Genomic DNA, 25330 nt, shown 5'->3' with positions numbered 1-25330 from the left:
TAGGATCAAGAGGCAAATCGAAAGGAGCCCGATGGAGCCCACTCCGCTCTACCGGCAGCTGAAGGCTCGGCTGCGGGAAGAGATCGCCGCTGGGGTCTACGGGCTCGACGGGCGCCTGCCCACCGAGCACGAGCTGTGCGAGCGGTACGGCCTGAGCCGCACCCCCGTGACGCGGGCCCTGGCCGAGCTGGCCGAGGAGGGCGTCATCGTCCGCCACCGGCGCCGCGGCACCTTCGTCAACCCGGGGTTCCAGCAGGCCAGGCCCACGCTGCGGGTGCTGGGCGCCGACGAGCCGTGGGCGGCGGTGATGCGCGAGGCGGCGGGCGAAAGCCTGTCCCTCGAGGTGGTCAGCCCGCCGCGGAGCGAGCTGCACGAGGTCTTCCTGTCGTCGATCGCCGCGGGGGAGGGGCCCGACCTGGTCGTGCTCGACTCGGTGTGGGTCGCCGAGTTCGCCGGGTTCCTGTGGCCGCTGAACGAGCTGGATCCCGACTGGGTCGCGCACGAGCACGACGCCGACTTCCTGCCGTCCTTCGCCAAGGCCCACCGCTTCGGTGACGCCGTCATGGCCGTCCAGGCGCCCTCCGACGTGGCCGGGCTCTGGTACCGCCGCGACCGGGTCCCGGCGCCGCCGCGCACCTGGGAGGAGCTGCACGCCCTGGGCAGGCGCCTGGCATTCGACCGGCCGCCCGGCCGCCACGTGCTGGTCATGCCCGGCGGGCTGCGCGCCGCCGAGACCACCACCTACGCGCTGGCGGCCTTCCTGGCCTCCAACGGCGCCGCCGTGCTGTCGCAGGACGGCGTCGTGCTGGACAGCCCCGCGACCGTCGGCACCATGCGCTTCCTGCGCACGCTCCTCGACGACGGCGTCATCCTGCCCGAGGTGACCGGCTTCGGCTCCGACCGCGCCGTCGAGCTGCTGGCGCGCGGGGAGGCCGACCTGTGCGTCGGCGCCAGCGACCTGGCCGGATGGGCAGGTGAGCCGATCGACCACATCGGCGAGGAGTTCGGCTTCGCGCCCATGCCGCGTGGCCCGCACGGCCGCGCCGCGGTCCTGTGCGGCGGCATGGCCTACGCCATCCCGCGCCAGGCCCGCCACCCGCACCTGGCGATGCGCATGCTCCAGGCCGCTCTGGCCCCCGACCAGCTGGTACGGCACTGCCTCGAGACAGGGCAGCTCCCGCCCAGGCTCTCCGCATTGCACAGGATCGCGGAAGTGTCCCCCTTCCACGCCGAGACCGGCGAACGCCTCGAGCACTCGGTCCTGCGCCCGCCGAGCCCCGTCTACGCCCTGGTCTCCGCCCGCCTGCAGGCGATGTGCGAGGACGTGCTGTCGCGCCGGCGCCCCCCGGAGGAGGCGGTGACCAGGGCGGCCGACATGATCAGTGCGATCACGTCGCTCCCGCTGCCGTGACTTTTGCCATCCTGGGATGTCAAAAGTCAGGCGGCGTAGTTCCGCACCACCCGCAGGGCGTCGGCGGCGCCGGGCCCCTCGGCGGTGAGCGAGCTGTCCCGCGGTGCGAGCCGCCGCGCGCCGACGCGGCAGAAGTCCGCGGCGGGGCCGCTGATCCGGGTCTCCGAGGCGGGGTCGCCGTAGGTCCAGCGGCCGCCGCCGGGCGCGGTGAGGTCGCAGAAGACCGGCACGCCGGGCAGCCCGGCGAGGGTGAACGCGTACGGCAGCGTGCGGTGGGCCAGCCAGGCGATGTGCCGCAGCCGGTCCGTGTCGGGATAGGCGATGCCGAGCGGGACGGTGATGTCCAGGGCGTGCGCCCAGTGCTCGGCCAGCCGGGTGGTCGCCAGGGTGCGCGGAGACAGCGACGTCCGCACCCACGGCAGCCGCGTGCCCGGTGGGTGCTCGCGCAGCGTTTCCGGGGTGGCCATGGCGACCTCGCGCCAGCGTGCCAGCAGGTCCGCCGGGGGCATGCCCCGCTCGGCCGCCACCATCTGCTCGGCCAGCTCGTCCATGCCGGTCGGCGAGTCGGCGGGCAGGAAGGGCGCGCCGGTGGGGGCGCCCGCGGGGGCGCCTGCGGCGGCGCCGGTGGGGGCGGCGATCACCTCCTCGCTCTGGGCGAGGTGGAGCACGACGTCGGCTACGCTCCAGCCCTCCGCGGCGGAGGGCGCGCCCCACTGCTCGCCGGTCAGCTTCTCCAGTACGGCGTCCAGCTGCCGGTACTCGGCGGCCAGGTCATCGAAGACATCATCCGTCACGCGATCAGCGTACCGAATATTGTTCTGCTAGTCCCGGCGGAGATACCACTCGTTGGTGAGCAGCCGGTTCCTGAGGTGTTCCGGCAGGGAGGTGAGGAGCGTCATGCTGCCGCCTCGCTCGATCTCCGACCGGTGCGCCTGGATGGCCGCCCACTTGCGCTCGCCCACCGGGCGGATGTCCAGCGTTACCCCGATCCTGGCGTCGGGCACGCCGGGCAGCGTCTGCCCGTCCGGCGGCATGCCCATGACGGCCTGCCAGATCTCCTCGACGAACGTGCGGGGCAGCGTCGCCAGGTAGAGGGCCGACGGGTGCCAGGCCGGACCCGCGGACTGGTAGAGCTGGTCGTGCCCGGCGGCCTCCACCGCGGCGAGCGTGACGCGGTGGGCCAGGATGTGGTCCTGGTGGCCGTAGCCGCCGTAGGCGTCGTAGGTGGCCACGATGTCCGGCTTGACGTCGCGGATGTGCTCGACGACCCGCTCCACGAGCATGTCGAACGGCACGTCGCGGAAGCGCGGCCGGCCGGGGGCCGACTCGGGCGTGGTGTCGGCGTACCCGAGCAGCCGGGGCTCGCCCGCGCCCAGGATCTCCAGGGAGCGCTCCAGCTCGCCCACGCGCTGGGTGCCCGCCGCCCACGTGCAGGTGACCACCGAGGCACGCGTGTGCGTGGCCAGCAGACCGCCGGTCCAGAGCGCCTCGTCGTCGGGGTGCGCGTGCACCGCCAGAACGCTCGGTTCGGGCGCACGCTCTTCGCTCACGGCTCTCCCCACCACCCCTGCTCACATGCCAAGCCGCCAAAGATTGGGACATGGTAGCCAAACCGGCTCCGCCAAACAGGCCGATCACACGAAGCGCTGCCACGGAACCTGGGGGACGCTCGCCGTACCGAGGAGAAAGGGGGTACGGCTAGCGGGGCAGGAGGCGTTCCTCGGTGGAGTAGAGGCGGGCCTGGGCGCGGTCGAGGGCCAGGCGCAGGGCCCCGGTGATCGCGGCCTCCTCGCCGAGCGCCGAGGCGTGCAGGTCCGGCAGGCTGAGGCAGCGCGGCGCCAGGTGCCGCGAGAGCGCGGGGATGAACAGGTCGGGCGCCGCCGCGGGAGCGCCGCCGAGGACGAGGGCGCGCGGGTCGTAGGCGAGCACGATCGCGCTCAGCCCGGGAGCCGCAAGCGAGGCGAAGCGGTCGAACTCCGCCAGCGCCTCCGCGTCGCCGGCCCTGGCCTCGTCGATGAGCCGGGCGGCCAGGTCGCCATGGGGCGTCTCGGTCACCCCGGCGAAGCTGAGCGGATGGTCGCGCACCTGCGCCCAGCCCAGCTCGGGCACCCATCCCAGCTCGCCCGCCGCCCCGGTGGCACCGCGGTGCAGCCGCCCGCGCAGCACGACCGCCGCCGCGGTGCCGCGGCCGAGGCTCGCCCAGACCAGGTCGTCCACGCCGGCCGCGGCGCCGGTCCAGCGCTCGGCCAGCGCGGAGAGGTTGACGTCGTTCTCCACCGCGATCGGGCAGTCGAACAGCTCGCCCAGCTCGGCGGCCGGCGACAGGCCCGTCCATTCCGGCAGCACGCGGCACAGCCAGACGGCGCCGTCGTCGCCGATCAGGCCGGGGGTGCTGACGGCCACCGCGAGCAGGCCGGGCGGGGGAGTGCCGATCACCATCCTGACCGCCTCAAGCCGCTCGGCGCGCGAGGCCGAGCGGGTGGTGCGCCGCCGGCGGGTCTCGCGGACGGTGCCGTCCAGGTCGGCGACCGTGGCCGAGACCTGGTGGGCGCCGATGTCGACGGCCATCACCTGGCGCGCCTCGGACAGGAACCTGAATGTGCGGGCCGGCCTGCCCAGGACGCCTGGCCGCTGCTCGGGCGGCACCTCCCGGACCCAGCCGTCCGCGATGAGCGTCTCGAGCACGGCCTCGCCCGTGGAGCGGGACAGCCCGGTCAGCTCCAGGATGCGGCTCATGGTCAGCTTGCCCTGGCCGAGCAGGACGCGGATCGTGGCCACCTCGTTGAGGCGGCGCATCAGCATGGGGTCGGCGGTCCGTGGGTTTGCCATAGTTCTTACGGATCCTAGCGGAAAGAAAGCCTCACCGCGGTCTGAACGCCAGGGCCAGCGAGCGCAGCGAGCACACCTGGACAAGGCCGTGATCCGCTGGCGAAGCGGGAGAGCGCACCCAGGGTTTGCCCGGGGGCGCTCTCCTGAGGATCAGGGTCCGGCGATGGGCCAGTTGCCGATGAACTTGACGAGGTTGTCGTTGATGGTGTCCAGGGGCTGCGTCGTGCCCGAGTCCACCTTCAGCTCATGGTCCGTGATCAGCTGCGCCACCGTCTGCGCGCTCAGGGCCAGCGCGTTCAGCCCCTTGCGGGTGATCGTGTACGTCGCCTGCGGGTCCGACGCCGGCTTCGTGCTGTACACGACCACCGAGTTCCGCAGCCGCACCACGCAGAACGGGTCGTCGTTCGGCAGCCCGTGGCTGATCGTGAAGGACATCGACGCGCTCTTCCCGGTGACGTTGTCGGCGATGAGCCTGATGCCGATGTAGTCCCAGATCGACTTGACCGGCATCGCGGCCACCACGTCAGCGTGGACCGCGCTGCTGAACTGCGGCTTCGGGGCCGGGATCCTGAGCTCGTCGGCGGCGGCCAGGTAGAAGTTGCGCCACGGCCCGCTCTCGGCCATGTAGCCGAGCTGCTCCAGAACGTCCGCCTGCAGGTCGTGGGCGGCCTTGCGGGTGACGGGGTCGCTGGGGTCGGCGAAGACCAGGTGGTTGAGCAGTTCGACGAGCCAGCGGTAGTCCTCCAGGCTCTGCGCGTTCTTGTACGTCTCGTTGGCGATCTCCAGCAGCCGCCCGGCGCCGCCGATCGCCTCGACGTACCGCGGGCCGACCTTCTGCGGCGTGAGCGGGTGCAGGTTGGCCGGGTTGCCGTCGAACCAGCCCAGGTACCGCTGGTAGACGGCCTTGACGTTGTGGTTCATCGTGCCGTAGTAGCCGTGGTTGTACCACTCGTTCGCGAGCGTCGGCGGCAGCTTGCCGTCGAGTCGCTCGGCCACCTCGATGATCGTGTCGCCCTGGTTCGCCCAGTGGAGCGTCTGGTCGTGGATGAAGCGGTACATGTCCGCCTGATTGGTGAGGAATTCTACGATCGTGCTGTTGCCCCACCGCGGCCAGAAGTGGCTGGCGAACAGGGTCGTGGCGGTGGAGCCCCAGGTCTCGATGGTCTGGTTGAGGTACTCCGACCATGCCTTGGCGTCGCGTACCTGGGCGCCGCGCAGGCTGTAGATGTTGTGCAGGGTCGGGGTGGCGTTCTCCGCCAGGCACAGGGCGTCGATCTCCGGCAGGTAGAAGTTCATCTCCGAGGGTGCCTCGGTGTCCGGCGTGAGCTGGAAGATCACCTCGATCCCTGCGATGTACATCTTCGTGTCCGTCGCGGTGATCGTCTCCGGCGCGTTGATGAAGCCGACCGTGCCCACCGAGGTGGTCTTGCCGAGCCCGGAGTCCACCTGGCCGTTCGGCGCCTTCGGCACCTCGGGGCCGTACATGAACGTGGCCCTGCGCGCCATCGCGACGCCCGCGTACACGTTCTCGCTGACCACGTGGTCGAGGAAGCCGTCAGGCGCGTAGAACTTCACCGTCGGACCGGGGGTGCCGTTCTCGAACAGGCCGCGCACGCCGCCGTAGTGGTCGACGTGGGAGTGGGTGTAGATCACCGCGGCGATCTTGAGGTCCTTGACCCCCTTGGCGGCCCTGGCCTGGCGGTACAGCTTGAGCGCCTCGGCCGCGCACTCCTGGCTGACCAGGGGGTCGACGGCGATGACCTCGTGGCTGCCGGCCTTCTCCAGGAACGTGATGTTGGACAGGTCCACGCCGCGCACCTGGTAGACGGCGTCCTTGACGACCTCGTACACGCCGACGTTCATGTTGAGCGAGGCGTTGCGCCACAGGCTCGGGTTCACCTCGTCGGGCGCGGTCTTGCTCTCGTCCGCGGTCAGGAACTCGTTGTACGTGGCCAGCGTCCAGATCGGCATCGGGCCCTTGAAGACGGTGAAGTCATTGGGTAAGGCCAGGACGCGGTTCGCGGAGGCGTTGGCGAGTTCGGGGTCCTCGCCAGGTTTGGGCGGGTGGATGGAGTTGTTGTAGTCGATGGTGACTTGCTGCGCGGGCTTGGCTCCCGGCCTGGACGGCGCGGCCTGGTGACCGTGGCGATGGCTGGAACGTTCCATTTCATGGTTGGACATGAGCCCTCCTCGAAGCTGCCCCGTGACAGTACGCCTACCGGCCGCGCGGACCTATCACGAGAAAGGAGGATTCTCCTGTCGGTCAGCGACGCGGGCGATTGCGGTCCTGGCAAGATGGCGACATGGAACGTGTCCTTGGAATTGGCGGATACTTCATGCGGGCCGCCGACCCGGTGGCCCTGGGTGCGTGGTATCGCGATTGCCTGGGCCTGAACGCCGATGAGCACGGCCTGTGGCGTCAGGAAGCCGGGGCGACAGTGTTCGCGACTTTCGAGTCCGAGACCGAGTACTTCGGCTCCCGCGCCCAGCAGACGATGCTCAATTTCCGTGTCCGCGACCTGGATGCGATGCTCGCGCAGTTGCGTGCCAGCGGAGCGGACGTGGCCAAGGAGACTCAGGACATGGAGGGCGTCGGTCGGTTCGGCTGGGTCACCGATCCTGAGGGCAATCGGATCGAGCTGTGGCAGCCCAGCTGACAGTGTCTCCACGCGGGCGGTGACGTGCTGGAAGGCTGACGCCCCCGGGCTCGGCAGGGAGCCCGGGGGCGTCGGGTGGGCGGTGCGTTCGGGGTGCAGGAAGGTCCCGAAGGCGCCGGCCGTACAGGAGAAGCGTTCAGCCCATGTGCGGGTAACGGTGGTCCGTCGGCGGCACGAAGGTCTCCTTGATGGTGCGGGCGTTGACCCAGCGGATCAGGTTGAAGATCGAGCCCGCCTTGTCGTTGGTGCCGGAGGCACGGGCGCCGCCGAAGGGCTGCTGGCCGACGACCGCGCCGGTGGGCTTGTCGTTGACGTAGAAGTTGCCGGCCGCGAAGCGCAGCCGCTCGGAGGCCGAGGCGATGGCGTAGCGGTCCTGCGCGATGACCGAACCGGTCAGCGCGTAGGGCGCGATGCCCTCCATCTGGTCGAGCACCCGGTCGAAGTCGGCGTCGTCGTAGACGTGGACGCCGAGGATCGGGCCGAAGTACTCCTTGACGAAGATCTCGTCGGTCGGGTCGGCGCACTCCAGGATGGTCGGCTTCACGAAGTAGCCGATGGAGTCGTCGTAGGATCCGGTGAGGATGTTGATGCTGTCGACCGAGCGCGCCCGGTCGATGGCGGCCTTGTGCTTGGCGAAGGCCCGGTCGTCGATGACCGCGCCCATGAACGTCGACAGGTCGGCGCCGACGTCACCGACGGTCAGCGACTCCGACGCCGCGACGAAGTCGTCCCGCATGCGGGACCACACCGAGCGCGGCACGTAGGCCCGCGAGGCGGCCGAGCACTTCTGGCCCTGGTACTCGAAGGCGCCGCGGACCAGCGCGGTCGCCAGCACCCCCGGGTCGGCCGACGGGTGGGCGAGCACGAAGTCCTTGCCGCCGGTCTCACCGACCAGGCGCGGGTAGCCGTGGTAGCCGGTGATGTTGGCCCCGATGGTCGACCACAGGTGCTGGAAGGTCGGGGTGGAGCCGGTGAAGTGGATCCCGGCCAGCGCCGGGTGGGTCAGGGCGACCTCCGACACGGCCTGGCCGTTGCCGGTGACCAGGTTGATGACGCCCGGCGGGAGCCCGGCCTCCTCCAGCAGCCGCATCGTGAAGTGCGCCGCGAACTGCTGCGTGGGCGAAGGCTTCCAGACCACCACGTTGCCCATCAGCGCCGCGGACGTCGGCAGGTTGCCGGCGATCGCGGTGAAGTTGAACGGCGTGATCGCCAGGACGAAGCCCTCCAGCGGCCGGTACTCCATCCGGTTCCACACCCCGGGTGAGGAGATGGGCTGGTCGGCGTACAGCTGGCGGGCGTAGGCCACGTTGAAGCGCAGGAAGTCGATCAGCTCGCAGGCCGAGTCGATCTCCGCCTGCTGCACCGACTTGGACTGCCCGAGCATGGTCGCGGCGTTCAGCGTGGCACGCCACGGTCCGGCCAGCAGGTCGGCCGCCTTGAGGAAGATCGCCGCCCGCTCATCGAAGGACAGCGCCCGCCAGGCGGGGGCCGCCTCCAGCGCGGAGGAGATGGCGTCCTTCACGTCCTGAGCCGTAGCGTCGTTGGTACGGCCCAGGACGGAGGCCTTGTTGTGCGGCTGCACGACGTCGATCGTCGCGCCGCCGCCCATGCGCTGCTCGCCCGCGATGGTCATCGTCAGGTCGATCGTGGTTCCGGCCAGCTCCTTGACCCTGTTCTCCAGGGCGGTGCGCTCGGAGCTGCCCGGCGCGTAGCCGTAGATCCGCTCGTTGGCGGGTACGGGCACGTTGCTGATGGCATCCATTTACTTACCCCCAAGGGCGCGAAGGAAGAAGGCGACGTTGGCCGGGCGCTCGGCGAGGCGGCGCATGAAGTAGCCGTACCAGTCGTCGCCGTAGGGAACGTAGACACGGACCGTGTGCCCGGCGCCTGCCAGGGCCTCCTGCCGGTCGGTTCTGATCCCGTAGAGCATCTGGTATTCGTAGTCGCCGACGGTGCGGCCGAAGCGGTCGGCGAGCAGTTCGGTGATGGAGATCAGCCGGTCGTCGTGCGTCGCCACCATGGGGTATCCCTTCCCCGCCATGAGGATCCGCAGGCATCGCACGTACGCCTTGTCCACCTCGGACTTGCCCTGGTGGGCGACCGAGGCGGGCTCCCGGTAGGCGCCCTTGACCAGGCGGACGCGGGAACCCTCGACGGCCAGGTCACGGCAGTCCTGCTCGCTCCTGAACAGGTAGGCCTGGATGGCCACGCCCGTCGTGGGGAAGTCCTCCCGCAGCTTGCGCAGGATCTCCAGGGTCGAGTCGACTGTGGTGTGGTCCTCCATGTCGAGCGTGACGGTCGAGCCGTTCGCGGAGGCCGCTTCGCAGATCTGCCGGGCGTGCTCCAGCGCCATCCCGTCATCGAGCGCCTGCCCCACGGCGGACAGCTTCACCGACACCTCGCCGCGCGCGCCGAGCTCAAGGGGCCGCAGCGCCTCGAGCAGTTCGAGGTAGGCCTTGGCGGTGCCCGCGGCGGCATGAGCGTCGCGGACCTCCTCGCCCAGGTGGTCGATGGTGACCGTCAGCCCGGTGTCGACGAGCCGCTCGATGGCGTTGCGCGCCTCGGCGGCGCCCTCCCCGGCGACGAACCGGTCCACCACCTTGCGTGTGAGCGGGAATCCTGACACGGAGCGGCGTACCAGCCCGCTCCTGGACGCCGCGAGTAGCAGTTGACCGAGCATGAATCCAGCGTAAATCCGCTGTTCACAGGGCAGCCATCGACGTAAGTAACGCGGGTTGTGGCAGGCTGTCATACACATGTACAACACGGCCGATCTACAGGAAACCGTCGACGAGATAGCCCGCGTCCTCGGGGCTTCGGCGACGCTGGAGGACCGCTCGTTCCGGCTGCTGGCCTACGGCGCGCAGCACGGCGACATCGACACGGTCCGCCAGGAGTCCATCCTGCGCAGGCGCGCCTCGCGGCAGGTGCGCGACTACTTCGAGGGCTTCGGCATCGCCACCGCCGACGGCCCCGTCAGGATCCCCGCCTCGCCCGAGGTCAGGGCCCGCGTGTGCTGGCCGCTGCGGCACCGCGAGGTGACCTACGGCTACCTGTGGCTGCTCGACTCCGGCGAGCTCGCCGACGCCGTGCTGCAGAAGGCCGCGCCGCTGGTCGCCAGGGCGGCCGCCCAGCTCGCCCAGGAGGCGCGCAGCCGCCAGGATCTCGGCCGCGACCTGCTCGCGCTGCTGTCCTCCGACCCCGAGGAGCGGGCTTCCGCCTCGATCGAGCTGCGCGGGCCCGTCGCCGCGATAGCCGTACGCGAGTCATCCGAGCGCGTGGCCGAGCTGTGGACGCTGCCGCGCGGCGTGCTGACCCGGGCCGGCTCTCCGGTCGCGGTGCTCGCTCCCGCGCATCTGGCGGGCGAGGTCGCGCAGACCCTGCAGGCGGCGTACGGCACGGCCGCCGGGCTGGGCGGCCCCCGCCCCGACCCGTCGGAGGCGTGGCAGAGCTGGCGGGAGGCCCGCCAGGCGCTGCGGATCGCCGAGCACTTCCCGCGCTTCACGCCGATCGCCCGCTGGGAGGACCTGGGCGTGCACCGGCTGCTGGCCAGGCTCGGCCAGGCCGACCTGCGCGAGCTGGCAGGAGAGTCCGCCGCGCTGGACGCCGAGCTGGCCCGCACCGTCGAGATCTACCTCGACCTCGGCGGCCACGCCCAGAAGGCGGCCGCCGAGCTGGGCGTCCACCGCCAGACCCTGTACTACCGGCTGGGCAAGGCCGAGCGGCTGCTGCACCGTGACCTGGCCGACGGCGACGACCGGCTGGTCGTCCACCTGGCGCTGAAGGCGGCTCACCTGGCCCTGTAGATCTTCACCCAGTCGACGTACATGGAGACCGTGGCCGGTGTGGCGGAGTCGCGGCACCGGGGCTCGCACACCACGTCGTTCTGCAGCGCCAGCCCCATCCTGCGGCCCTGCGGCACGTTCGGCCCGCGGTAGTCCCACACCTTCGCGCCGTCCAGCCAGAACGTGAGCCGCCCCGGCAGCCAGTCGACCGCCACCGTGTGCCAGCGGGTGAAGTCGGTGCGCAGCTGGTGCTGGGAGCGGGATCGGCCGCTGTGCACGAAGATGCCGCCGCCCTGCCGGCGCGGATCGACGATCTCGGCGAAGTCGATCTCGGCGTAGTCGGAGCCCTCGCTCTGCGCGGTGGGCCACAGCAGCGCCACCGGCGTGTACCCGGCGCCCGCCTCGGACCGGAACCTGACCTCCCACCGGCCGTACTCCTGCGCCAGCTTGCCGGCGATGCCACCGGACAGGTCCCGCCCGCCGTACATGCCGCCCTTGAGGCGCAGCACCCCGTTCGACACGGTCGAGGCCCGGCCGGTGCGGGGGTTCGTCTGCGCGGAGGGCGAGTGGTAGACCATCCACCTGCCCGGGTCGACCGAGGTGCCGTCGAAGTTCTCCACCAGGACCGGGGATCCCCAACTCTGCGCGTGCGCCGTCTGCGGGAGGCCTGCCACCGTCACCAGCGCGGCCGCCGCCAGGATCGAACTGCGTCTGGACATGCCGCCTATAGAAGCAAAGATTTCACTCTCGTCACAGAGATATAGAATTTTCGCATCGGTCAGCCCAGATAGGGCAGCGCCGCGGCGTCGCCCGGCCCGCGCCGCTCGGCCAGTCGCTCGGCGACCCGGGCACGGTGCGCGGCGTCCTTGTGGCCGTCGTACTTGAACTTGCCGCGGATCTCCTCGACCGTGAGGCGCAGGCCGCGGATGCCCGGCAGCAGCCTCGGCATCCGCGACGGGTCGCCCTGGCCCGGATCCAGGTGCGCGAGCTGGCCGCGCAGCACGTCCAGCTTGTCCTCGGCCTCGGTGACGATCTCGGCATGGCACAGCAGCTGGACCGCCGAGTAGTACGTGGTGGGCACGCCCAGCGCCGGATCGGTGCCGGGCTCCGCGCGCCACGCTCCGGGGATGTAGGACCACGGGCCGGCCACTGACAGCACCACCTTGGGGTTCTCCTCGATGGCCGCCCAGACCGGGTTCGGGCGGGCCAGATGCAGCACGATCGTGCGGTCGTCGGCCAGCAGGAACTGCGTCGGCACCACGACCGGCACGTCGCGCCCCCGGCCCGCGGCGATCAGCTGCCCGAACTGGTTGGTCCGGACGTAGGCCAGCGACTGCTCCTCGGTGCCCGCATCCCAGGGGTGAATCAGCATGCGGACAACCCTATCCACGCCACGCTTTATCCCGATTTGTACGGTATGACGTATCAGGCGCGGGCGGACTCGTAGACCCGCAGCAGCTCCTGGCAGACCCGCTCCCACGAGTAGCGCGAGCGGGCGCGGTCGGCGCCGGCGTAGCCCAGCGCCGTGCGCAGCGTCTGGTCCGACAGCAGCCTGCGGGTCAGCCGCGCCACCCTGGCGGGCCGGTCGGGCGGGACGAGCAGGCCGGTCACGCCGTCGACGACGGAGTCGAGGTGCGCGCCCACGGCCGAGGCGATAACCGGGATCCCGCAGGCCATGCCCTCCATCGCCACGACGCCGGACGCCGACTCCCTGGGCACCGTGATCAGCACGTCGGCGCTGCGCATGAGCTTGGGGACCGCAGCCGGCCGTACCTGGCCGAGGAACGTGACCCGGTCGGCCACGCCCAGCTGCTCGGCCAGCGAGCGCAGGCTGCGGACACCCGGGTCCTGCTCCAGCTCGCCGGGCTCCGGGCCGCCGGCCAGCACCAGCTCGACGCCGGGCAACGCGGGCAGCGCGCGGACGGCGGTGTGCGCGCCGCGCTCCTCCGACAGCGGGCCCACATGCAGCAGCCGGTGCTGGGTGCCGCGCGGGGCCGCGGCGCCCTGTCGCTGGAACCTGTCGGTGTCGACGCCGCAGGGCACGACCGCGATGTTCGCGCGGGGCACGCCCATCCTGATCAGCGCGGCCTCCTCGTCGCCCGAGCCGGCCACGACCGCGTCGGCGCGCCGGCCGAGCGCCCGCTCCACCTTGAGATGGCGGGCGTCGAACTGGTGGAAGGTCTGCGTGATGGGCACGTTCAGCCCGTCGGCGCCGGCGAGAGAGACGAGCCCGGCGCTCCACGAGTGGGCGTGGATGACGTCCGGGCGCTCCGTGCTCCAGCGGCCGCGCAGGTAATCGCCGACCTCGCGCAGGTCGCCCATGTCGAGCTGGTCAACGGTGACGCCGTGCGCGACCCGCGTCTTGGGCCTGTGCTCGGAGCCGCCGTTGTAGACGATGACCTTGTGCTCGCGGCCGAGTTCGCGGGCCACGGAGAGGACGTGGTGACGCTGACTGCCGGAGACGGGGGCGACTATGGCGATATTCATGGCACACCTCAGCGTGGAAGCCGTTTCAAGGTGTGCCTGCGTCTTAGGCACGAGAAGCTACCCAGAGACTTTACCACTCTGTGCCCGCTCGCAAACCTTCCCAGGTCAGAGGGCCCGCAACGCCAGGATGACGATCTCGTCCCACACCTCGCCGCCGGAGAAGGCCTGCCGGTCCGCCTCCACCGCCTTGATCACGGTCGCCGGCGGCTGCCCCGCGAAGCGGCCGAGCACGTCGGCCAGCCGGTCATCGCCGTACGGCTCGCCCGCGCTGTTGCGTGAGGAGATCAGGCCCTCGGAGTAAAGCACCAGCGTCTGGCCGCGCGCCAGCGTGATCTCCTCTACCTCGGTGGCCGCCTCGGCACCCAGGCCCAGCGGCACGCCGCCGCCCTTGGCGAAGCGCACGCCGCCGCCCTCCGGATACACCAGCGCGACGGGGTGGTGCCCGGCCGAAGACAGGCTGACCTCGCGGCCCCGTACGAAGCCGGCGAGCGCCATCACGAACATGCCGCTGTCCTGCGCGAACAGCGCCTCGTTCACCTTGCGCATCGCCTGGTCGGGATCGGGCTCCCAGACACTCAGCACCCGCAGCCCGCCCCTGACCATGGCGCTCACCGAGGCCGCCGCCTCGCCCTTGCCTGCCGCCCCGCCTACGGCGAACCCCCAGCCGCCCGCCACGGGGAACACGTCGTAGAACTCGGCGCCCACGGACGAGCCCGGATGGTAGATCGCGGCCGCCTCGAAGCCCGGCACGTCGGGCAGGTCGCGCGGCACCACGCTGGCCGACAGCGCGTCCGCGGCCCGCGAGCGGCTCTGGAAGCTGTCCTGGGCTCGCAACGCCAGCCCGAGCGCCGCCCCCACCTCCTGCATCACGCCCAGGTCGGCCATCGCGTACGGCTCCTTGTCGTGCGCGCGTACCAGCGTCAGCACGCCCTGGCCCGTCCCGATCGGCACCGACAGCAGCGAGCCCGCCTCCATCGCGGTCAGCAGCGGCCCTTCGGTGCCCGAGCCGAGCAGAGTCTCGTCCTCGACCATCTCGTGCATCGCGCCGGAGCCGCGCTCGAGCACCTCCGCCACCAGCGGAGCCGCCCCCGGATCCGCCGCCTCCACCTGCCTGGCCAGCTCGCCCAGCGGCTGGTCCCTGGGTGCCACCACGATCGCGCGGCGCGCCTGCCGGTCGCGCACCACGTCGGCGATGACCCAGTCGGCCCAGTCCGCGGCCAGCAACCTGGTGGCCCGCGGCAGCGCCATCTGCTTCTGCAGCCCCTCGTCGTCGAGCAGCAGCGCGGTCATCCTGGCCAGCAGGTCCTGCCGCTTGGCCGCCGTCAGCAGCAGTTCGCCCTCGGCCAGCCCGATCCGTTCCGGGCCGGGCTGGGGCGGCTGCACCTCGATCGGCAGCACCACCACGGCCATCATGTGCCGCGGCTCGCCCGGCATCGTCAGCCGGGTCAGCGCCAGCTGGACCGTGTGCGCCCTGCCCTGGTGGGCCAGGCGCGTCTCCAGCGCCGACGGCTGCCCGGTCTGCAACACCGACGTCAGGTGGGAGCGGAAGGCCGCCCGCCGCGACACGTCCACCAGCAGCGGGAACGAGCGGCCCACCAGGTAGCCCTCCGGGCTGCCGAGCAGGCGCGAGGTCTCGGGGTTGATCCGCCTGACCATGCCGCCGCCGTCGAGCAGCACCACCGGCACGGGGAACGCCCTGAACACCTGGCGCAGCAGCTTCAGCTCCCGCTGCGGCCCGTCGCGCGTGCCCCGCGGCTTGGCGTTGGCCAGCTCCGTGCGCGCCTCGGCCAGCAGCTCGGCCGCCGTGTCGAGCTCGGCGAGCGCCGCGTCGAGCGTCGGCTCGAGTTCGGCGGGATAGGCCGACCTGGCTTCGCGCAACGAGGCCACGCGCGCAGTCAGCGCATCCAGCGCCTGCTCGAGATCCATTCTTCGACGCTACGCCATAGCGGATAATCCCATCCAGATGGGGAAGGGGCCGGTTGCCATGGAATCGACGACGTTGATCACCGCCTCGCTGGCCCGCGATCTGGCCGCGCTGGGGCGGCTCGGTGAGGACACCTCGACCGAGACCCTGCTGCGCGAGCTCACCACCGCGCTGGCCTGGGGCGTGCCCGGCTGCTCAGGCGGCTCGGCCGAGCACTGGCGCGACGAGCGGGTCCTGGTCTCCGGCTCGCACAGCGAGCTCATCATGCTCGTGGAGGGCGAGCGCGAGCTCGGCGCCGGCCCGTCGATCGAGGCGCGCACCCACACCCGCCGCGTCATCGTGGCCGATCTGCTGCGCGACGCGCGCTGGCCGCGCTACGCGGGCCTGGGCACCGGCTACGGCGTCCGCTCCGTCCTGATCGTGCCCGTCCCGCTGGCCCAGGCCATGGTGGTGGTGGGGCTCTACTCCGTACGGCCCGCCGCGTTCGCGCCCCCGTACTCCCACGCCCTGGCCGACATGCTCACCCAGCAGGTGGGCGTGGCCATGGCCAACCTGTGGGACTACGACGCGGTGCGCACCGACGCGGCGCAGATGCACGAGGCGCTGGCCGGGCGGTCACTCATCGACCAGGCCAAGGGCATCATCATGCAGACCAGCGGATGCACCGCCGAGGCCGCCTTCGAAGAGCTGCGCAGGATCTCCCAGCACCACCAGGTCAAGGTGGCCGACCTGGCCAGGCTCCTGGTCGAGGAGCACCAGCGCAAGTCGCGCGGCTAGCCCAGCGCCTCCAGCGCGTCGTCGAGCGTGTCGTACAGCGGCAGCCGGTCGGCGAGCCCGGTGATCCACATCACCTTCGACCTGGCGTAGTCCACCCCGATCAGGGCGAAGCGCTTGCGGTCGGTCAGGCTGGTCTGCCAGGTGTGCACGATCAGGCCGAGCGCCCTGGAGTCCATGAACGTCACACCCGACAGGTCGAGGATGAGATCAGGACCCACCGACGCGAGGAAGTCGGCGAACTGCTCGCGGGTCGTGGCGTCCAGCACGCCGTCCACGCGCACCACGGTCATCCCGTCCGTGGCCGACGAAGTCAGGGTGAGCGGCATTGTCACGTGGCAACCCTACTGTCACCGGACCCGGGTGGAATACATCGCGGGGAATGGGGGATACTGACACCGAAGTCCAGCAGAGGGCTTCCGGCTCTGAACCTGAGCAAGGTGTGCCTCTGCCTGGGCTTTTGTCGTTTCCGGCGGAGGTCACCTGCCCATCCATAAAGGAGCAGCGATGACTGTCCTAGTCGAGGAGATGACCGCCGAAGACCTGCTCGCGGAGATGAACGCCGAGCACACGTCGGAAAGCCAGAAAGAGCGGCTGCGCGAGCGCATCGTCGAGATGCACAGGCCGCTCGCCGTCGAGATCGCCCGGCGTTACCGCTACCGCGGCGAGCCCATGGAGGACCTGCTCCAGGCCGCCTACGTGGGTCTGATGAAGGCCGTCAACGGCTTCGACGCCTCCCTCGGTCACGCCTTCCGCGGCTACGCCGTGGTCACCATGACCGGCGAGGTCAAGCGCCACTTCCGCGACCGCACATGGGCCATCAGGGTCCCCAGGCTCTTCCAGGAGCGCCGCTCGGAGCTCAACCGGCTCGTCGGCGACCTCAGCCAGGACCTGGGCCGCTCGCCGACCGTGGCGGAACTGGCCGCGCGGATGAACATCAGCGAGGAGGACGTCCTGCTCACGCTCGACGCCTCCGCCGCCTACAGCACGCTCTCGCTGGACGCGCCGCTCGGCACCGCCGACGACGCGACCTCACTGGGCGACGTCATTCCGGAGGACGATGACACGCTGACCACCATGGTCGACAGCGAGTCGGTCAAGCCGCTCATCGACGCGCTCCCGCAACGCGAGAAGCGCATCCTGCTGTTGCGGTTCTTCGGGAACCTGACGCAGGCCGAGATCGCTGCCGAGTTCGGCATCTCACAGATGCACGTCTCCCGGATCCTGCGCAAGGTGCTCGACCAGCTGCGCAGCGAACTGGTCGGGTGACTGGGCGCCACGCCTCGACGGCGGGCCCCGCCGGCCCGCCGTTCGGCATGCCCATCACCTTCCGGCTGCCCGACCTGCCGCACGTGCGCCACCTGACCCAGAAGTACGCGTGGCGGCTCGGGCTGGGCGAGGAAGCCGTGGGCGATCTGGTCATCGCCGTCAACGAGGTGGCCACGAACGCGGTCACCCACGGGGCCCAGAGCGGGCGGATGCGCACCTGGCTGGAAGGGACGGACCTGGTCATCGAGATCCACGACGACGGGACATGGAAGCCGGGCCCGGTGCCCGGCGCCGTCGGCGGGATGGGGCTGTGGGTGGCCCGGCAGCTGTGCGCGGACCTGACGGTCCAGGCCGATGCCGGGGGCAGCACGGTGGTGTTGCGCTTCCCCGCCAAGACGTCATGAGCCCGGACCCTGCTCGGGTCCGGGCTCATTGACGTACCGCTAGCGCCTTGCTCTGCCCCGCCAGCCGGAACCGCGGAAGCTCGCCGTACCGATTCCCGCCTGATGAAGCGCGAGCAGCGTCAGGCCGAGCAGCACGAGCGTCATGCCGCTGATGCCGCCGGGGATCCGGACGTTGACCAGGTCAAGCAGGAAGCCCAACCCGAAGATGATCGCCGCGACCACTGCGAGCATGGCGCGTCACCTCGTCCCTGACAGCGTCAGGAGGCGCTCCAGGACGCCGCGGTAGTCCTGCAGGGCCTGGCGCATCTGCTCGGTGTCGCCGTCCCGCCAGCTCTCGCGCAGGCTGCTGGTGCGGGCGTGCAGCGTGGTGGTCAGGGACTCCACGACCTCTTCGACGAGGCCGTCGGCCTGCTGGACGGCTTCGCCCGGATTGTCGACGAACGTCGACTGCAGGTCGCGCCAGCGCTGCTGCAGCACCTCAGGGTCCTGGTCGAGCAGCTGCTGCCCCGTGGGCGGCGCCGCGTGCTCCGGGGCCGCGCCTGCCCTGTCCGGGTCCGATCCGGCCTGCGGCGTGCCGGGCATGTCCACTTCCTGCGGCCTGCCGAGCGTTTCCGGATCCGGGTCCATACGCGGTCTGGCCTCAGGGCCGGAGTTCATACCGGTCTCGGGCTGCTGGTCCGGATCCATGCGCGGTCTGACCTGGTCCGGCTCCAGGACGTCGGCTGGCTCGTCGTAGTCGTCCGCCCGCTGGGGCGGGATCCCGTACTCTTCCCGTCGCATATGTCGTCACCGTCCTCGGCTGGTTCCTTGGAGCAGCTCCTCGAACAGCGCTCTGTAGTGCACCATCGCCATACGGAGATCCTCGGTGGAGGCCTCCTTCCTGGCGGCGTGCCCGCTGATCTCGTGAGCCTGCCTGTAGTGGTCGAGCGTCTCCGCGTGCCCGACCGACAGGTCGGACAGCTGCTGCTCGTAGTTCTCCGTCGGATATCCGCGCTCGGCCATGACGGCCGTGACCAGCTGGTCCGCCTCGGTCACCGCGAAGCCCGGCGCATCGACGAAGCGCTCCTGCACGTCGCTCCAGCGGTGCGCGTAGTTGTCGCGTGACTCCTGGGCCAGCGGACGGATGTCCAGCTCGGAGTGGCGTTGCTCGCGGGCGAGGAGCTCCTCCTCGGCCTCCCGCCTGTTGTCGTGCTCGGCGATGAGCCGGTCGTATTCGGGGCCGAAACGTGAACGCAGATGCTCGCGCCGTCGCCGCTGAATGACGAGGTACGCCACTGCGGCCACAGCGACCAGCACGATCACGACGACGGCCACCCAGATCAGGGTGGTCATATCTGTTCGCCTCCGGTCGGGTCCTTTGAACCCTGCGACTGCCCGCAGAACGCCGGAGCTAACTCTTCTCGAGCCCCCGTTCGGCGGCGGCCAGCACGGCTGCGACGTGAGAGCCCGACGGTGCGGCCGGAACCTCCACGAACCCCGCGGCCGGGTCGTAGCCGACGTCCAGCCCCGCCTCGACCAGCCGCCGCGCCCACCGCAACGCGGTGTTCAACCGCTCGGCCGCCGGCGGCTTCCCCTGCGCCGCGGCCGACAGGTTGCGCAGGTTCGTCGCTGGGCCCGACTGGGAGTGCGCCCGCGTCAGCTTCCACGGCACGGCGGCGCTGTGGTCCAGCATCGGCTTGGCCAGCCCCGCGGCACGCTTGGCCTGCAGCACACCCGACTCGCTCACGCCGAAGTGCGCGGCCAGCTCCTGCACGCTCATGCCCCTGGCCACCAGCCGGGCCAGCTCCTCCCGATCGATGGTCGCCCTGCGCCCCACCGCCACCTCCGCTCGCTCCGCCGTTGTACGCGGGTGGTTCTGATGTGCGCTAAGGTTATGACGTCCCGCCCCGCAGGGGGCGCCGGACACAACCGGGACGTAGCGCAGCTTGGTAGCGCACTTGACTGGGGGTCAAGGGGTCGCAGGTTCAAATCCTGTCGTCCCGACCAGTTTCTCGCTGGTCGAGCAGGGTGTCACTCATCAGGGTGACACCCTTCCGCATTGCTGAGTGACGAACTCGGTGACCATCACTTGAAGATCTTGTCCATCGCAGCAGCTCCGTCGAGGATCTGCTTGCGGTAGACGGTCTCACGCGAGGAGTCCGGCCGCTCTGGCCACGTGAAGCTCCCTGAGGACGGTGGGTTACCGCCGTGCGAGGCCAAGCTCGCGGTGGCGAGGTGCGAGCACATCCGGCTTAACATGCATGGATGAGGTTTTCGACAGGCGCACTGTTCGAAGTCGAGGCCACCGTGTCCGCCTGGCGGCAAGGCGACGCCTGGCTGACGCTGACCATGCAGGAGATCCTCGACGGAATCTCCCGACTGCTGTGCTGAGCGCGGCAGGGCTGAGCGTCGAGGAGGAGGCCGCCTACCGGCTTCTGGTCAGAACCGCTGGGGTCGAGCCCGCCGAACTGGCAGAAGAGCTCGGCGTCGAGAGCGCGGCGGCGCGGCGGGCGCTCGGTTCCCTGCTCGCCAAAGGCCTGGCACGAGCCGTACCGGGAGAGCCCGACAGGTTCGCCGCCGTCGCGCCCGACGTCGCGCTCGCGGCCCTGCTGCACAGGCGGCAGGAGGAGGTGGACCGGGCCAGGCAGGCCGTGGAGCAGCTCACAGGGGAATACCTGGCCCATTCGCGGCGCCGCGAGGCCACCCAGCTGATCGAGGTGATCACCAGCAGGACGGCGCTGCGCGAGCAGTTGCGCCTGCTGCAGGACAACGCCCGCCACGAGGTCGTCAGCCTCTGCCGGGCTGGGCACGTGGCGATGACCTCGCAGGAGAACACGGAGGAGCTGGCCGCGCTGCGACGTGGGGTGGGCTACCGCGTCCTGTACGAACGCGCCCTGCTCGAGGAGCCTGGCATGCTGATCAACCTCGCCGACGGGATCAAACTGGGCGAGCAGGCGCGTGCCCTGCCCACCCTGCCCGTGCGGATGATCATCGCAGACGGCGAGCTGGGCGTGCTCCCGCTGATCCAGCACACCGGTGGGCTGACCCAGCTCACCGCGGCGCTGATCAGGCCCAGCAGCCTGCTGGACGCGCTCAAGGCTCTGTTCGAGAGCCTCTGGGAGCGGGCCACCCCCGTCAGTCTCACCACGCCAGGCAGCCCGCTCGACTCCGACCACCTCTACCTGCTGTCGCTGCTGGTGGCGGGTGTGCCTGACAAGTCGATCGCCACGCAACTGAAGGTGTCGCACAGGACCGTCCAGCGCCGGATCACCCACCTGATGGAGCAGGCGGGCGCCCAGACCAGAATGCAGCTGGCCTGGCACGCCGCCCGCGAGAACTGGCTGTGACGGTCAGTACGCCCTGATCACCGTCTGCCTGACCTGGTTGCCGCCGGAGTCGGTGGCGGTGACGCGAAGTGACGGATGCGGGCGGAGGACGACCGCGTTGTAGCGGCCGTGGCCGAGCGGGAGAACCGGCTGCCTGTGCCAGGTCGCGCCGTCGTCATAGGACAGCTCCAGCCGCAGGTCCTTGGCGGTCAACCCGCTCACGCCCTGCTGGTGCCGTACGGCCAAGCCGAGCAGGCCGGGCCGCACCTCGTAGTCGACCTGCAGCAGCGGCAGCACCTGCTGGCCCTGCTTCGACCTGAACGTCCAGGCCGTCTCTGTCGCGATCGCCCGCGTCCATTCCTCGGAGGTCCGCTTGGTGGACAGTTCGAGGCGGTATTCGGCCTCCTGCGGCACGGCGGGGAAGGCGCCCCAGGCGGCGTCGCGTTCCTCGACGAGCTTGCCGTCCCTCAGGAACCTGGCCGAGGTGCTGTCGTTGTCGACCCCTGCGCGGGAGACGTGGCCGGAGGCGTCGACGAACTCGGGGACGCGGATCTCCAGGGTGTCGCCCACGCGGGTGGAGGGAGCCAGCCAGTCGGGGATGGCGGGCCGTACGACGGGCGCGTGCCAGCTCTCGCTGACCTGCTGACCGGGCTGGTAGGTGCGGGGCGGTTCGGTCAGCCCGTCCTGCAACCGGTTCATGTCGTCCCAGATGAACCGATGGTTGACGATGTGCTGCCAGAAGGTGCCGTCCGCGCTGATGTACTCGGCCCGTCGCAACGGCGTCTTCACGATCCGCTGCGTCTCCATCTGGTTGCCCAGAGAGTAGGCCTGCCAGGGCCGCCAGCCGAACCGCTGCTCCTTGGCCCACTCGAAACCGCCCGTGTCCTGATATTTCGTGTCCACGCGTGCGGTGTTGCGGTTGCTCACCTCGTGCACGATCTTGTCCGGGACGTGCCCGCTGGAGACCTGCATGACGTCATAGAGGTACGGCGACGCCATCGTCCCGCTGATGTCCAGCAGAGTGTTCCCCTTCCTGACCTGTTCGAGCAGCCGTTGCCCGTGATCGTTGGCGATCAGCATGACCGGGATGGGCAGCGACACGTTGACCGGGTTCCATCCACGCCCGAGCGCGTCGTCGGGACTCATCACGATGATCGCGGCGACGGCCCCAGCCTTCACCGCCGCCTCAGCGGCGTCTTCCCATGCCACTGACGGGTCACTCATCACGGCGACCTTGCCCCGAGCACCGCCCGCCCCCTCGGCGAGCCGCCACAGGTGACGGCCCTCCACGCCGGGCGAGCCGCCCAGAAAGCCCATCGGGTACGCGGAGCCCGCCACTCGCGCGGAGATCTTCGGCGCGACCAGCTGCCAGCGGGAGGCGAACTCGAACGTGCCCTCGCTGACCGGCTGGGTCGGCGAGACGTTGAGCCCCTCGACGACGTCGAAGTCCATGACGCCTTGGGAGATCTTGCGCGAGCCGAAGGTGCGGTGGGTGAAGTAGGTGAAGATGCCCACCTGCTCCACCGGCTTGCTCACCTTGACGGTGACGGGGCTGGTCTTGCGGTAGTCGAGGACCACCTCCAGGTCGCGGTCGACCTTGAGCTCAGGAATGACGACGAGCCCGTCGCGCGGGTGCATGCGGCCCCACCCGCTCGCGAGGTTGATCGCCTGTGTCATGTACGTGCCCTCGGAGACCTCGACGGTCAGGCCCTGCTCGGGCACCCAGGTGAAGACATCGTCCTGCTGCGAGGCGCCGAACATCGACAGGGTGTCGGTGCCGGTGGGCTTGCCGGCCGCGTCCACGGCGGTGAAGTGGACGCTGTGCTGGGGCCCCTTCCAGGTGAGTGCCAGGGTGGTGTGTACGCTCTCGGATCCCGCGGTCGCGGTGACATACCCGCCGTACCTGCCGAAGGGCAGCTTGGCCAGGTCCACGCGGACCTGGACGTCAGCGGTGCCACCGGCCGCGACGGTGACGCTCTGCGCGCTGAGCACGGCGCTCTCTAGGGTGCTGGAGAGCGCCAGCGTGACCGGCGCCGCCGTACCGTTGGTGTAAGTGATCGTGCCCTCGGCTGTGCCTGTCCCTTCACCCTTCTGGTGCTTGCCGAGGTTGACCACCCCTGTCGCCGTCACGCCCTGCCGCACTGCCCGCGCCACGTCGAGCCTGCCCGCGCCGGCGTCGTCGACCTGCTGGCCGGCGATCATCTTGGCCGAGTCCACCAGGGCGTCCTTGATCTGCCCCGCCTTCCACTCCGGATGCCGCTGCTTGAGGATCGCGGCGGCCCCCGCCACGTGCGGGGTGGCCATGGAAGTGCCCGACGCGGCCGTGTAGTACTCGTCGACGGGCTGGCCCATGCTGGTGCCCTTCGCCCTGGCCGCGACGATGCCCACGCCCGGCGCCGTGAGGTCCGGCTTGGGCGCGTCGTCCAGGCGCGGACCCCTGCTGGAGAAGTCCGCGAGGGCGTCGTTGCGGTCCACGGCGCCGACGGTCAGCGCGGAGGTCGCCGCTCCCGGGCTGCCCACGGAGTAGGGCGTGCCGATGTTGCCCGCCGCGACCACGAAGAGCGCACCGGTCCGCTCGGTGAGATTGTCGACGGCGACGCTGAGCGGGTCGGTGCCGTCGGTGACGTCACCGCCGAGGCTCATGTTGATCACCGACGCGCCCTCGGCGGCGGCCCATTCCATGCCCTCGATGACGCCGGACAGGGTGCCGGACCCGTCGTCGCCGAGCACCTTGCCGATGATCAGCTCCGCGCCCGGGGCGACGCCCTTCTTACCGTCCCCGCCCGCGATGGTGGCGGCCACGTGGGTGCCGTGCCCGTGGGCGTCGTTCACGTCCGGGTCGCCGGTGAACACCTTGGTCTCCTTCACCCGGCCCACGAGATCCTGGTGGGTCGCGTCGACTCCGGTGTCGAGGACGGCGACCTTGACGCCCTTGCCGTCGAACCCGGCCTGCCACGCCTCAGGCGCGCCCACCTGCGGCACGCTGTGATCGAGCGAGGCCTTGACCTTGGCGTCGAGCCAGATCTTCGACACGCCCTGGGCCAGGCTCGCCCGATCCTCGTCCAGAGACTTCCACAGCTGGCCGATCGTGCGCTTGTCCGCCGAGACGGCGCGCCCGTTGATGCTCTCCAGCGGAGTGGCGGTCCTGGTGGCCATGCCGTCGTAGACGAACAGCAGCGGCAGCTTGTCCGTCGTCGCGTCGTCGTAGCCCTGCTCGATCAGGTCGGTGACGGAGAACAGGCTCGGGTCCAGCCGCTTGGCCGCCAGGTAGGGCACCATGTCGGCCGGCACGACCCGCAGCTCGCCGTCCTCCTCGGTGGTGTGGAAGCCCATCCGGTCACGGCCGGGCCCCGGCTTCACCTCTACCGCGCGCCTGCCCTGCTCCGCCTCCCTGACGGTCACCACGTCACCGGTGATCAAGGTGACGCGGTGGACATTGGAAGCGGCAGGCTGCGCCGCCGCCGATAACGGGGAACTCAGCAGGGCGGCGGCGGATACTCCCACCGCCGCCACATGTGCGGACCAGTGCATGGGGGGTGAACCTCTCGTATCAACAACTAGTGATCACGAGAGTGGGCGATGGCGGTCCCTGCTCGCCAGCACTCAGACCTGCCGTTTATCTGCCATGTCGTTAATGCGACAGCGGAAGCGGCTCCGACCCCGCCGGGCTCTCTGGCTGAGCGACTGTGGACGATAGGGAAGCCAATCCGGGAAGCCACCGTGCTCGAGCGAGCAGGCTGTGCCGTCCCCGGCGTGGTCGTCTATTCCGCCCTCCCCTCGAGAGCGAGGTGATAGGGGCAGAACTCGCCATGGCAGGGGCGATTCGTGAGGCGCCGGTAGATCAGCCAGAGCACGACCGCCGCCAGAAGGTGGGCGGGCAACTCGACCAGGAGTTTGAACACGCCCATGGCCGCCGCCCGGCCCTCGTGGTACAGCCGCAACTGGTTCGCGAGCAGCGATGCTTCCAAGGCGAACCAGATGGAGTTGACGATCGTGAAAGCCCGCAGGCGGACCGGGCACCGTCGCCAGGCGAGGCCCCGGCCGGTGATCAGCCCGGCCACCAGCCCGGCCGGGGGGAGCCTGAGCAGCATCAGGATCGGCGTCGCCACGGCGATCACGGTGCGGGCGACGATCAGCGGCAGGAAGTAGTCGGCCGCTTCCCCGGACAGCGTGGCCAAGGCTCCCGCGAGGGCGGCGAGGGATAAGCCGCCGAGTGCCGGCCAGATACTGCGGGCCTGCCTGAGCCGGTAGAGGGCGACCAGCGCCGCCAGGAAGAGGGCGATGCACAGCGAGAGCAGCAGATTGCCGGTCGTCGCGTACGACACGGTGAAACCCAGCGCCGGTGCCGCCGTCTCCGCCGCGTGGAGCCCTGCCTTGCGCAGCATGTCGGGGTGGTTCATCGGATTCCCATCCAGGTCCGGCCTCCTCCGAGAACTCGCCATCGCGGCCGAGCGGGGCGTTTGATTTACGCGTATCCGGCCTGAG

At 70.5% G+C, this 25330-nt stretch carries 25 protein-coding genes and 1 tRNA gene; 9 read left to right on the top strand and 17 right to left on the bottom strand.

Annotated features, from left to right (window positions below):
• Positions 1-31 precede the first annotated feature (31 nt).
• Complete coding sequence (locus ACIBHX_RS19620) at positions 32-1411, top strand: extracellular solute-binding protein (RefSeq protein ID WP_397068541.1); 1380 nt, start codon at positions 32-34, stop codon at positions 1409-1411.
• A gap of 26 nt (positions 1412-1437) precedes the next feature.
• On the opposite strand, the gene ACIBHX_RS19615 is transcribed toward ACIBHX_RS19620, so the two are convergent.
• From ACIBHX_RS19615 to ACIBHX_RS19600, 4 genes are all read right to left on the bottom strand, one after another.
• Positions 1438-2205: a maleylpyruvate isomerase family mycothiol-dependent enzyme gene (locus ACIBHX_RS19615; RefSeq protein WP_397068540.1), complete on the bottom strand. Its 768-nt coding sequence runs from the start codon at positions 2203-2205 to the stop codon at positions 1438-1440.
• 27 nt (positions 2206-2232) lie between these two features.
• On the bottom strand, positions 2233-2961 hold the full coding sequence (locus ACIBHX_RS19610; RefSeq protein ID WP_397068539.1) for a PIG-L family deacetylase: 729 nt from the start codon (positions 2959-2961) through the stop codon (positions 2233-2235).
• 148 nt (positions 2962-3109) lie between these two features.
• Entirely contained in the window at positions 3110-4240 is a 1131-nt protein-coding gene (locus ACIBHX_RS19605; RefSeq protein WP_397068538.1) for an ROK family transcriptional regulator, read from the bottom strand.
• 150 nt (positions 4241-4390) lie between these two features.
• Positions 4391-6421 carry an alkyl/aryl-sulfatase gene (locus ACIBHX_RS19600; protein ID WP_397068537.1) on the bottom strand — a complete coding sequence of 677 codons (2031 nt, stop codon included), beginning with the start codon at positions 6419-6421 and terminating at the stop codon, positions 4391-4393.
• 122 nt (positions 6422-6543) lie between these two features.
• On the opposite strand from ACIBHX_RS19600, the gene ACIBHX_RS19595 reads away from it, so the two are divergent.
• Positions 6544-6897: a VOC family protein gene (locus tag ACIBHX_RS19595; RefSeq protein WP_397068536.1), complete on the top strand. Its 354-nt coding sequence runs from the start codon at positions 6544-6546 to the stop codon at positions 6895-6897.
• Positions 6898-7033: 136 nt separating this feature from the next.
• On the opposite strand, the gene pruA is transcribed toward ACIBHX_RS19595, so the two are convergent.
• Together pruA and ACIBHX_RS19585 are read right to left on the bottom strand one after the other, a co-directional pair.
• Entirely contained in the window at positions 7034-8659 is a 1626-nt protein-coding gene (gene pruA / locus ACIBHX_RS19590) for an L-glutamate gamma-semialdehyde dehydrogenase (protein ID WP_397068535.1), read from the bottom strand.
• Entirely contained in the window at positions 8660-9577 is a 918-nt protein-coding gene (locus tag ACIBHX_RS19585; RefSeq protein ID WP_397068534.1) for a proline dehydrogenase family protein, read from the bottom strand.
• A gap of 76 nt (positions 9578-9653) precedes the next feature.
• Here ACIBHX_RS19585 and ACIBHX_RS19580 point away from each other — a divergent pair, with 76 nt between their 5' ends.
• Positions 9654-10703, top strand: coding sequence for a PucR family transcriptional regulator (locus ACIBHX_RS19580; protein WP_397068533.1), 1050 nt, complete (start codon positions 9654-9656; stop codon positions 10701-10703).
• On the opposite strand, the gene ACIBHX_RS19575 is transcribed toward ACIBHX_RS19580, so the two are convergent.
• From ACIBHX_RS19575 to ACIBHX_RS19560, 4 genes are all read right to left on the bottom strand, one after another.
• Positions 10688-11401: a glycoside hydrolase family 16 protein gene (locus ACIBHX_RS19575; protein WP_397068532.1), complete on the bottom strand. Its 714-nt coding sequence runs from the start codon at positions 11399-11401 to the stop codon at positions 10688-10690. The two genes, ACIBHX_RS19580 and ACIBHX_RS19575, sit on opposite strands and share 16 nt — an antisense overlap.
• A gap of 59 nt (positions 11402-11460) precedes the next feature.
• Positions 11461-12054, bottom strand: a complete 594-nt coding sequence (locus ACIBHX_RS19570) for an FMN-binding negative transcriptional regulator (protein WP_397068531.1) — start codon at positions 12052-12054, stop codon at positions 11461-11463.
• A gap of 53 nt (positions 12055-12107) precedes the next feature.
• Positions 12108-13169 (bottom strand): glycosyltransferase, encoded by a 1062-nt coding sequence (locus tag ACIBHX_RS19565; protein WP_397068530.1) that lies wholly within the window; start codon positions 13167-13169, stop codon positions 12108-12110.
• A 105-nt stretch (positions 13170-13274) separates the two neighbouring features.
• Complete coding sequence (locus ACIBHX_RS19560) at positions 13275-15095, bottom strand: SpoIIE family protein phosphatase (RefSeq protein WP_397068529.1); 1821 nt, start codon at positions 15093-15095, stop codon at positions 13275-13277.
• A gap of 58 nt (positions 15096-15153) precedes the next feature.
• Between ACIBHX_RS19560 and ACIBHX_RS19555 the strand changes: the two genes are divergently transcribed.
• Positions 15154-15870, top strand: coding sequence for an ANTAR domain-containing protein (locus ACIBHX_RS19555; RefSeq protein WP_397068528.1), 717 nt, complete (start codon positions 15154-15156; stop codon positions 15868-15870).
• On the opposite strand, the gene ACIBHX_RS19550 is transcribed toward ACIBHX_RS19555, so the two are convergent.
• Complete coding sequence (locus ACIBHX_RS19550; protein ID WP_397068774.1) at positions 15867-16196, bottom strand: STAS domain-containing protein; 330 nt, start codon at positions 16194-16196, stop codon at positions 15867-15869. The genes ACIBHX_RS19555 and ACIBHX_RS19550 overlap by 4 nt on opposite strands.
• 178 nt (positions 16197-16374) lie before the next feature.
• On the opposite strand from ACIBHX_RS19550, the gene ACIBHX_RS19545 reads away from it, so the two are divergent.
• The gene (locus ACIBHX_RS19545; RefSeq protein ID WP_397068527.1) at positions 16375-17136 is read left to right on the top strand and encodes a SigB/SigF/SigG family RNA polymerase sigma factor; all 762 of its coding nucleotides are present in this window, start codon (positions 16375-16377) and stop codon (positions 17134-17136) included.
• On the top strand, positions 17133-17540 hold the full coding sequence (locus tag ACIBHX_RS19540) for an ATP-binding protein (protein WP_397068526.1): 408 nt from the start codon (positions 17133-17135) through the stop codon (positions 17538-17540). The genes ACIBHX_RS19545 and ACIBHX_RS19540 overlap by 4 nt, the downstream gene beginning before the upstream one ends.
• Positions 17541-17579: 39 nt before the next feature.
• Here the strand turns inward: ACIBHX_RS19540 and ACIBHX_RS19535 are convergent, their stop codons facing one another.
• From ACIBHX_RS19535 to ACIBHX_RS19520, 4 genes are read right to left on the bottom strand one after another with little or no spacing between them, the layout of a single operon-like run.
• Entirely contained in the window at positions 17580-17771 is a 192-nt protein-coding gene (locus tag ACIBHX_RS19535) for a hypothetical protein (protein ID WP_397068525.1), read from the bottom strand.
• Positions 17772-17777: 6 nt separating this feature from the next.
• The gene (locus tag ACIBHX_RS19530) at positions 17778-18320 is read right to left on the bottom strand and encodes a hypothetical protein (RefSeq protein WP_397068523.1); all 543 of its coding nucleotides are present in this window, start codon (positions 18318-18320) and stop codon (positions 17778-17780) included.
• Between the two features lie 6 nt (positions 18321-18326).
• Entirely contained in the window at positions 18327-18872 is a 546-nt protein-coding gene (locus tag ACIBHX_RS19525) for a hypothetical protein (RefSeq protein ID WP_397068522.1), read from the bottom strand.
• Between the two features lie 58 nt (positions 18873-18930).
• Complete coding sequence (locus ACIBHX_RS19520) at positions 18931-19356, bottom strand: helix-turn-helix domain-containing protein (protein ID WP_397068521.1); 426 nt, start codon at positions 19354-19356, stop codon at positions 18931-18933.
• 93 nt (positions 19357-19449) lie between these two features.
• On the opposite strand from ACIBHX_RS19520, the gene ACIBHX_RS19515 reads away from it, so the two are divergent.
• From ACIBHX_RS19515 to ACIBHX_RS19505, 3 genes are all read left to right on the top strand, one after another.
• Positions 19450-19526 (top strand) — tRNA-Pro (locus ACIBHX_RS19515).
• A 258-nt stretch (positions 19527-19784) separates the two neighbouring features.
• Positions 19785-19910, top strand: a complete 126-nt coding sequence (locus ACIBHX_RS19510; RefSeq protein WP_397068520.1) for a hypothetical protein — start codon at positions 19785-19787, stop codon at positions 19908-19910.
• The gene (locus ACIBHX_RS19505; RefSeq protein WP_397068519.1) at positions 19904-20866 is read left to right on the top strand and encodes a helix-turn-helix domain-containing protein; all 963 of its coding nucleotides are present in this window, start codon (positions 19904-19906) and stop codon (positions 20864-20866) included. The genes ACIBHX_RS19510 and ACIBHX_RS19505 overlap by 7 nt, the downstream gene beginning before the upstream one ends.
• 3 nt (positions 20867-20869) lie before the next feature.
• On the opposite strand, the gene ACIBHX_RS19500 is transcribed toward ACIBHX_RS19505, so the two are convergent.
• Together ACIBHX_RS19500 and ACIBHX_RS19495 are read right to left on the bottom strand one after the other, a co-directional pair.
• Positions 20870-24376, bottom strand: coding sequence for a S8 family peptidase (locus tag ACIBHX_RS19500; protein WP_397068518.1), 3507 nt, complete (start codon positions 24374-24376; stop codon positions 20870-20872).
• 230 nt (positions 24377-24606) lie between these two features.
• Positions 24607-25245 carry a DUF3159 domain-containing protein gene (locus tag ACIBHX_RS19495; RefSeq protein WP_397068517.1) on the bottom strand — a complete coding sequence of 213 codons (639 nt, stop codon included), beginning with the start codon at positions 25243-25245 and terminating at the stop codon, positions 24607-24609.
• Positions 25246-25330: the final 85 nt, after the last annotated feature.

The organism is Nonomuraea sp. NPDC050536 (assembly GCF_044457685.1).
Classification (GTDB): Bacteria; Actinomycetota; Actinomycetes; order Streptosporangiales; family Streptosporangiaceae; genus Nonomuraea.
This window is presented reverse-complemented; position numbering and strand designations above follow the sequence as displayed.

What these genes read in the sequence shown, in the direction of transcription:
- ACIBHX_RS19620 (WP_397068541.1), top strand. Translation starts at nt 32, where the DNA reads ATGGAGCCCACTCCGCTCTACCGGCAGCTGAAGGCTCGGCTGCGGGAA.
- ACIBHX_RS19605 (WP_397068538.1), bottom strand. Translation starts at nt 4,240, where the DNA reads ATGGCAAACCCACGGACCGCCGACCCCATGCTGATGCGCCGCCTCAAC.
- ACIBHX_RS19600 (WP_397068537.1), bottom strand. Translation starts at nt 6,421, where the DNA reads ATGTCCAACCATGAAATGGAACGTTCCAGCCATCGCCACGGTCACCAG.
- ACIBHX_RS19595 (WP_397068536.1), top strand. Translation starts at nt 6,544, where the DNA reads ATGGAACGTGTCCTTGGAATTGGCGGATACTTCATGCGGGCCGCCGAC.
- pruA (WP_397068535.1), bottom strand. Translation starts at nt 8,659, where the DNA reads ATGGATGCCATCAGCAACGTGCCCGTACCCGCCAACGAGCGGATCTAC.
- ACIBHX_RS19585 (WP_397068534.1), bottom strand. Translation starts at nt 9,577, where the DNA reads ATGCTCGGTCAACTGCTACTCGCGGCGTCCAGGAGCGGGCTGGTACGC.
- ACIBHX_RS19580 (WP_397068533.1), top strand. Translation starts at nt 9,654, where the DNA reads ATGTACAACACGGCCGATCTACAGGAAACCGTCGACGAGATAGCCCGC.
- ACIBHX_RS19575 (WP_397068532.1), bottom strand. Translation starts at nt 11,401, where the DNA reads ATGTCCAGACGCAGTTCGATCCTGGCGGCGGCCGCGCTGGTGACGGTG.
- ACIBHX_RS19570 (WP_397068531.1), bottom strand. Translation starts at nt 12,054, where the DNA reads ATGCTGATTCACCCCTGGGATGCGGGCACCGAGGAGCAGTCGCTGGCC.
- ACIBHX_RS19565 (WP_397068530.1), bottom strand. Translation starts at nt 13,169, where the DNA reads ATGAATATCGCCATAGTCGCCCCCGTCTCCGGCAGTCAGCGTCACCAC.
- ACIBHX_RS19560 (WP_397068529.1), bottom strand. Translation starts at nt 15,095, where the DNA reads ATGGATCTCGAGCAGGCGCTGGATGCGCTGACTGCGCGCGTGGCCTCG.
- ACIBHX_RS19555 (WP_397068528.1), top strand. Translation starts at nt 15,154, where the DNA reads ATGGAATCGACGACGTTGATCACCGCCTCGCTGGCCCGCGATCTGGCC.
- ACIBHX_RS19550 (WP_397068774.1), bottom strand. Translation starts at nt 16,196, where the DNA reads ATGCCGCTCACCCTGACTTCGTCGGCCACGGACGGGATGACCGTGGTG.
- ACIBHX_RS19545 (WP_397068527.1), top strand. Translation starts at nt 16,375, where the DNA reads ATGACTGTCCTAGTCGAGGAGATGACCGCCGAAGACCTGCTCGCGGAG.
- ACIBHX_RS19535 (WP_397068525.1), bottom strand. Translation starts at nt 17,771, where the DNA reads ATGCTCGCAGTGGTCGCGGCGATCATCTTCGGGTTGGGCTTCCTGCTT.
- ACIBHX_RS19530 (WP_397068523.1), bottom strand. Translation starts at nt 18,320, where the DNA reads ATGCGACGGGAAGAGTACGGGATCCCGCCCCAGCGGGCGGACGACTAC.
- ACIBHX_RS19525 (WP_397068522.1), bottom strand. Translation starts at nt 18,872, where the DNA reads ATGACCACCCTGATCTGGGTGGCCGTCGTCGTGATCGTGCTGGTCGCT.
- ACIBHX_RS19510 (WP_397068520.1), top strand. Translation starts at nt 19,785, where the DNA reads ATGAGGTTTTCGACAGGCGCACTGTTCGAAGTCGAGGCCACCGTGTCC.
- ACIBHX_RS19500 (WP_397068518.1), bottom strand. Translation starts at nt 24,376, where the DNA reads ATGCACTGGTCCGCACATGTGGCGGCGGTGGGAGTATCCGCCGCCGCC.
- ACIBHX_RS19495 (WP_397068517.1), bottom strand. Translation starts at nt 25,245, where the DNA reads ATGAACCACCCCGACATGCTGCGCAAGGCAGGGCTCCACGCGGCGGAG.